This is a genomic window from Boseongicola aestuarii (assembly GCF_900184815.1).
Taxonomy (GTDB): domain Bacteria; phylum Pseudomonadota; class Alphaproteobacteria; order Rhodobacterales; family Rhodobacteraceae; genus Boseongicola; species Boseongicola aestuarii.
In genome coordinates this window covers 1-6,299 of sequence record NZ_FXXQ01000036.1, presented here as the reverse complement: position 1 = coordinate 6,299, position 6,299 = coordinate 1, and the positions used below count along the sequence as shown (strand labels likewise).

Here is a 6,299-nt window from a genome sequence, read left to right as displayed (position 1 = left end):
GGCACAGATCGTCATCAATCATTGGCTTAAGCAGTACAACCACACACGTCCGCACCAGGCTCTGAACATGCGACCACCAGTGCCAGAAACTCTAATCAGAAATGGCACAGAACTTGGGGGCTAGACATTGATGCAACTAGCTCGTTTGCAACCTTCCCACTGAAGTAGCTGGCTCCGTGAGAAAACACCATATGATGTGAGGTTACTGACTTTATTACGGCAGTTTGCGAGATCGAGTGGGGTCGTAGAATGATCGTTCGCAAAAATGGCACATCAAAGCTTGGAATTGGGTCGAGATCCAGAAGCTGCAAGTACAGGAAACCTATCCTCAGACAATTCAATAAACCGGCAATAACACGACGCATTCTCAATGGTGACCGCAAGACCGGAAGGCCGGCATAGTAGATAACCAGACTTTAAGCTTTCGTAATTCCGAGGGTCAAAAAATTTGTTACGCACTTCATCCCAAGACAGTCTTAAAGAACACAGACCGAGCGGGATTGAGATTTCCGCTTTGGGCTCGAAGAAGTCATTCGCTGCAAGATGAACCAGAATCTGGAGGGGGTATGCCAGCCTATGTTGTTGGACAACTGGAGGTGCTCGATTGGGATGAGTACCAAGCGTATCTAACTGGCTTCATGCCAAGCTTTGAGCGCCATGGCGGGAAACTTCTGGCCACATCAATGCAAGACACCACTGCCCTCGAAGGGACCTGGGCTTATTCGCGAACGGTGTTGTTAGAATTTCCGTCTACCGAAGACGCAGAGGCTTGGTACACCGATCCTGAGTATGTTGAACTCATGCAAATTCGGCATCGCACAGCCAAGACAAATCTAGTTTTGGTGCAGGGGATCAATGAATAACGAGGCAAGTCGCCTTCTGAGTATTCATTGATAACTCGAGCCTTTACCTACCAATTTCCTGACCGAATTCCTGCATTTCTGCATAATTCATCTACGCCACTGATCCCACTGTTGGATTTTAGGGTCATGATGTCCTGCGCGATGACCCCGACATCACGAAGCTCACTCTTCCTGCATGCACTTAAGGATCGTATCGTTTTTTGACGAGCGAGTTGGGCCGCGATCCATCCAGCCAGAAGAGCAAAATTTTTGTTTTGGGTCGTTGCTGCTTGTGAAAATTCTGTGGCGAGTGACATTTGGCATCTCCTATTTGGTATGCCCTTCACTCTGCCAGACCGACCTACGCTCCGCGTAGTGCACAAACTAAACCGTCGCCGGTATAGTTTCTAAACTAGATTACTTGTCCGCCTATCGCCTAGGCTGAATACAGGAGGTTTGATCAATGGTGCGTAAGGGTTATGGAATCTACTGTCCGACCTCTAAAGCCTGCGAAGTCTTGGAGCCACGCTGGACAATTCAAATTCTCTGCGAACTTTGGGATGGCAATACACGATTCAATGAAATTCGGCGTGCTCTCCCTGGTCTGTCCCCACCTCTGCTTTCAAAACGCCTAAAGGAGCTAGAAGCTGAAGGCATGATCGAGCGGGTTGAAAATCGTGCACTTGGAACCGTCGATTATTTTCGGACAGAGAAGGCAATTGAGCTTGAGACTGTCTTTGACGAAATGGCGCGTTGGGCGCAACGTCACGTGGATGCCGACATAGCTCTGTCAGATCGGGACGCCGGAATGCTCATGTGGAAGCTTCGGCGACGCATCGATACCAAGCAAATGCTGGAAGGAAGAAATGTTGTTCGCTTTCATTTTCCCGATTCAAGCGGCAAGCACGACACCTACTGGTTTGTTGCGGAGCATGGGTCAGACGTCGATCTGTGTATTCACGATCCAAGACACGACCCGGATCTTTATGTTGAGTGTGAAGTTGGCGTGTTGACGGGAATCTATATGGGACGGCGTAGCCTTTCCCGTGACCTTGATGATGGAAAATTATTCTTAAGTGGTGACACACGTTTGGTGAAGAACTTCACAAAGTGGCTTCCACCCAGTGTCTACGCTGATGTTGAAGGAATCGCAGCCGCAAAGCCCAGTTTGTAATCGCAAAATCAATCGGATGGCGGGGTCTTCAATGGCATCAAAGTCCGCATAGCAGTCATTAGTGTTCGCTGCAGTGAATGACCGCATTGAGCCCAAGTTCACCGTAGCCGCGCCACGCGTGAATGGCTGCTTTCTAGGATGGTTCTTTCGGCCATCGGAACAGCTTGGTTCGCTCCTGGATCATATCTGGTGCATTGACTATCGCATTTAAGACGTCGTTACGATCGGTCGGAGTGCTTTCGACAGATATCCGCGCCTGACCCAGCCGAGGATGTAACTTGCGAGCTAGAATCCACGTAAAAAGCAAACCCGCACCCCCAGCCGTGAATACGCCAGAGAGCGGCGCAAAAAGGAGAACGAGCCAAGCGGCACCCGGCGTCACCATGCCCGAGAGGTCGCGATAACTGGCATAGATTGCGGACATCTCCGTGCGTTCGGACGGCTTGACGGCGAGCAGGAACGGCAGGCCTGCGGAGACGTCGAGCAGGATCAGGAAAATCGAGCCCACCATCAGCAAACCGACGGCCAACTCGGGAATACCGCTTGGCACTCCAGCCAGAAGAAAGAGAAGTCCGGACATCAGGAAACCGGACCGTACGGCTGTGCGCACCGAACTGCGCTGCATGAAATGGAGCATCAGCGGTGTAAGAAACAAGGCGGCGTTGGATATCGAAAGCGCTACGCCGCCAAGCTGGCTGCCAAGCCCGCTCTGAACCGCATATATGGGTAGGTAGACGACATAGACCCACCAACCGCACGAACGAACGACAGCGAAGATCCAACCGGTCACCAGACGAGGTTGCGCAATGAACCGACCAAGATAGGCCAATGGATTGGCAGGAGGTCGTCGGCTCTTAGTGATAAGCCTGCCATTGCCGAGGCGCATCACAAGAAAGATGAGAAGCATGGCACTTGCCGCGATCGCCGCGATCAGAAACGGCGCTGGCCGCCACCATGCGTATAGAAACGTTCCGAGCGCCGGGCCGACCGTCCACCCCATGGCACTGAAGAACAGCCGAGATGTCTCGAAGCGCCCGAGTTCGATCTTGGCGACATGATCGAGGACATAAGCGTTGAAACAAACGAAGGTTGTGGCGACTGCGAACGTTGTGAGCGCGAGCCCGGTGATCACGAAGCCGGGGGTCTCCAGGGTGGTCGAGATTGCACCTGCAACGAACATCAGCGTGCCGAACACGTAAACCCACCGCCTTGGGATGAACCGTATAAGGTAGGGAATCAGAAGGCCGATCACTAAAGAAATTGCGCCGATAACGAAGTAGACTTCGGAGACGATACGCGTATCGCGGAGCGTGTTGTACATGACGATTGGAAAGACCGAGATCAGAATGCCTCTGGCAATGGCCTCCGTTCCCGCCAGAATGGCGAAACCACGCACACTCGGCGCGGGCGCATGGCGAAGCCATTCCGGGATTCGGCGCTCGTGCATAAGGACTTCTCAAGTATCTGGCTGCCAATCAGCTCCTTTTTCAAAGTGTTTCTCGTCTGCTAGCGACCCCATGTCGTTTTCTGCTGTTCCATCAAGTCGAATGAAAGGGGGGAGACGGCATTCGGTTGCCCGTGGCAACGGCAGTTTTGTCCGCAAAGCAGTCATTAGTGTTCGCTGCAGCGAATGACAGCTCTGAGCCCAAAGCGGACAGCCCGCGAAGCATTAAGTAATTGATATGTGTCAAGGTTTCTAATCTTTCATTGGCATAAAATTAAAAAGTGAATGGTTTTGAGTGGGAGAGGAAACATGCGTTTAGTGTTCTCAGTTGGAGTCCTGGCAATAACGCTGGCTGGGTGTGGCGGTGGTGGCGGCGGGCAGGTCCCTATCCCCGGCCTTGCTGAACCAACCGCCTCGAGCGGGTATGCAGAGGCGACAAGCAGTCTTTTCGAACCAAGCGTAACCATTACCCGAAGTGGCGAAGCCCAGCACATCATGCAAGGCGGCGCACTCGTCGATCAAAAGTCTATCGAATTGATGGTATCGGCGACTGGAAACATTGTGAACGGCCAGCGTGAATTTCTTGTGACCTATGGGGGAACACCAGTGATTTTGCAGTGGCTGGCGGATAATAGCGGATGGTTTGTCGGTTCAAACGGCGACCTCGAGATCCGGGCAGCCCCGTGGATCGTTACAGGGGATGAACAAGCCTCACTTGCTTGGTGGAATATCAACGACCATGGCACTGAGTATTTTTGGGGTCTGCAGGTCGGTGGGTTCAATACTGACCCTGACATAGTGGCCGACCGCTCGGATGTATTCCCGGTGACCTTCAATGGTGAGGGTGGCGTTAGCGTCAATGCGCAGGACGATAGTTTTTGGGCTAGTGCAGGGGGGCCAGCGACACTCATTGTAGATTTCAATACAGGAACAATTTCAGGATCAATTGAGCTAGGCCATGAGAACAATAGCGGTCCGCTGATGATCTCAGACACAACACTGACGATTGCTTCAATGCCGATCACTTACAATACTTTTAGCGGGACCGCGTCTATTGTACCCGCTGACTTCGGCTTGTCCGGAATAGGTACGATTTCGGTCGATGGCATGTTCTTTGGCTCAACTGCCAACGCAGTCGGTGGCGAAATCTCCGGAGTTGGTGAGGCCGCTCCTGAATATGGAAGCGTCACCACGTACCTTAACGGAGCCTTTTTAGCTGAGGAATAGTCAGCGACAGGAAGTCAGCTTTGTCCGCATTACGGACATTCATGCCTATCGCAGCGAATGACTTCTTCGAGCCCAAAGTGACCGCTGCAGAGGGACAGGCTGAACGTCCGCTAAAGGCGTTTTCCACATGTCGACGCGTCAATGGGAACCAACGGGTATCAAGATGGGTCTTCAGCGTGATATTTTTGTGTTGGATGACCGGGACGGATTGGTCGCTACACACAAGTTCAGCCTGTACTTTGTAAGCTGTAATCTGGGTTTTTTTGGTCTGACGGCGAGGCGGATTGGGCACACTGCCGGGATAAGCGATGAGATGGTAGTGCTGCTCGAGTGAGACGGACCTACAACGCCGCTAGGGTGGACAAATGGGTGGACGCAGACGCTGAATGAAACATCTTGTATTTGATTTTTATATATTTTTTATGATTTTTTGGTGCCCAGGAGAGGCAATCTACTCTTCAGATTTATCATTCAAAAATAGATACTTGCGAGAGGCCCATTTAGGGATAGTGGTCCTAAAAGCGGTCCCAATTACTGAACCTCAAGTGACGTGGGCTCCAGCCCATAGCGGACATTGGTGCAAAGTGCAGCGAACGGCGGCTTCGAGCCCAAAACGGACCTTCTGACCACTGCGCTTTCCACCTATCGATTGGTCAGTTTCGTGTTTGATCGACGACATGCTATTCTGAGGCTATCGAAAAATGGGGGGACAATATGTCTAACACGCACAAAGGCCAGTGCTTCTGCGGAGCCGTCGAAGTTGAAGTGACCGGGGAACCGGCCGGTATGGGCTATTGCCATTGCGAAAGCTGTCGGTCTTGGTCGGCCGGTCCTGTTAATGCATTCACACTTTGGGACCCGGACAAGGTCAAGATTGTGAAGGGGGAAGAATATGTGAAGCAATTCAACAAGACCGAAAACAGCGATAGGAAATGGTGCGAAAAGTGCGGCGGACACCTAATGGCAGGGCATCCGGGACTTGGTCTTACTGATGTCTACGCGGCTACAATTCCGAGCATCGAGTTCAAGCCAGGCATTCATGTCAACTACGCTGAGACGGTGCTTCCAATGAAGGACGGCCTCCCGAAAATGAAAGACTTCCCCTCCGAATTCGGAGGTTCGGGGGAAACAGTTCCGGAATAGGTCGATCAAAACATCGCGCGACAGCTGTCAGCCCTGATGTCATTTCAGCGGTTGTCGGCTTCGTCCGCAGGGCGATTATCCAAACGCGCCATGGCAAAAATCTCTTCCTAAGAGAACGGGGCCGCCCTTCTTACAGACGACCCCGGCTACTCAACAGAACACTCGTTACTACGGAGACCGGAGTATCCTTTAGTCGTGTCTTCAGAAGGTCGAGGCGGGGTCGATTTCGGGGAAAGTGTTTGAGCCAATTGCCTTGAACAACCCTGATCGTGACCATCTCGCCAAGGTGGGGGCTATTCGGGAAACAATGCTAGAAAAAAGCAGCCTTTTGGTGCGAAACCTTGTCCTTCCCCCCTAAAACTGGGCCACTACATTGGTCTTGAGAGGGGAATATGGAATGGCACGGAAACGGCATTCGGACGAAGATGTATTGAAGCTGCTGCGTGAGATTGAGCTGAAGCTGACGGGA

The 6,299-nt window shown here is 52.1% G+C and carries 7 protein-coding genes; 5 read left to right on the top strand and 2 right to left on the bottom strand.

Annotated elements, in window-relative coordinates; translation table 11 throughout:
- The first annotated feature begins 7 nt into the window (after positions 1 to 7).
- Positions 8 to 124, top strand: a complete 117-nt coding sequence (locus BOA8489_RS21150; RefSeq protein WP_370807386.1) for an integrase core domain-containing protein — start codon at positions 8 to 10, stop codon at positions 122 to 124.
- A 442-nt stretch (positions 125 to 566) separates the two neighbouring features.
- Complete coding sequence (locus tag BOA8489_RS19680; protein WP_093976019.1) at positions 567 to 863, top strand: DUF1330 domain-containing protein; 297 nt, start codon at positions 567 to 569, stop codon at positions 861 to 863.
- A 47-nt stretch (positions 864 to 910) separates the two neighbouring features.
- Here BOA8489_RS19680 and BOA8489_RS20295 read toward each other — a convergent pair whose 3' ends face one another.
- Positions 911 to 1,159, bottom strand: a complete 249-nt coding sequence (locus BOA8489_RS20295; protein WP_141138351.1) for a hypothetical protein — start codon at positions 1,157 to 1,159, stop codon at positions 911 to 913.
- A gap of 146 nt (positions 1,160 to 1,305) precedes the next feature.
- On the opposite strand from BOA8489_RS20295, the gene BOA8489_RS19675 reads away from it, so the two are divergent.
- Positions 1,306 to 2,016, top strand: coding sequence for a winged helix-turn-helix transcriptional regulator (locus BOA8489_RS19675; RefSeq protein WP_093976018.1), 711 nt, complete (start codon positions 1,306 to 1,308; stop codon positions 2,014 to 2,016).
- A gap of 133 nt (positions 2,017 to 2,149) precedes the next feature.
- Here BOA8489_RS19675 and BOA8489_RS19670 read toward each other — a convergent pair whose 3' ends face one another.
- Positions 2,150 to 3,463 carry an MFS transporter gene (locus BOA8489_RS19670; RefSeq protein ID WP_093976017.1) on the bottom strand — a complete coding sequence of 438 codons (1,314 nt, stop codon included), beginning with the start codon at positions 3,461 to 3,463 and terminating at the stop codon, positions 2,150 to 2,152.
- Between the two features lie 306 nt (positions 3,464 to 3,769).
- Here BOA8489_RS19670 and BOA8489_RS19665 point away from each other — a divergent pair, with 306 nt between their 5' ends.
- Together BOA8489_RS19665 and BOA8489_RS19655 are read left to right on the top strand one after the other, a co-directional pair.
- Positions 3,770 to 4,687 carry a transferrin-binding protein-like solute binding protein gene (locus tag BOA8489_RS19665; RefSeq protein ID WP_093976016.1) on the top strand — a complete coding sequence of 306 codons (918 nt, stop codon included), beginning with the start codon at positions 3,770 to 3,772 and terminating at the stop codon, positions 4,685 to 4,687.
- 714 nt (positions 4,688 to 5,401) lie between these two features.
- Positions 5,402 to 5,830 (top strand): GFA family protein, encoded by a 429-nt coding sequence (locus BOA8489_RS19655; RefSeq protein ID WP_093976014.1) that lies wholly within the window; start codon positions 5,402 to 5,404, stop codon positions 5,828 to 5,830.
- The last annotated feature ends 469 nt before the right edge of the window (positions 5,831 to 6,299 follow it).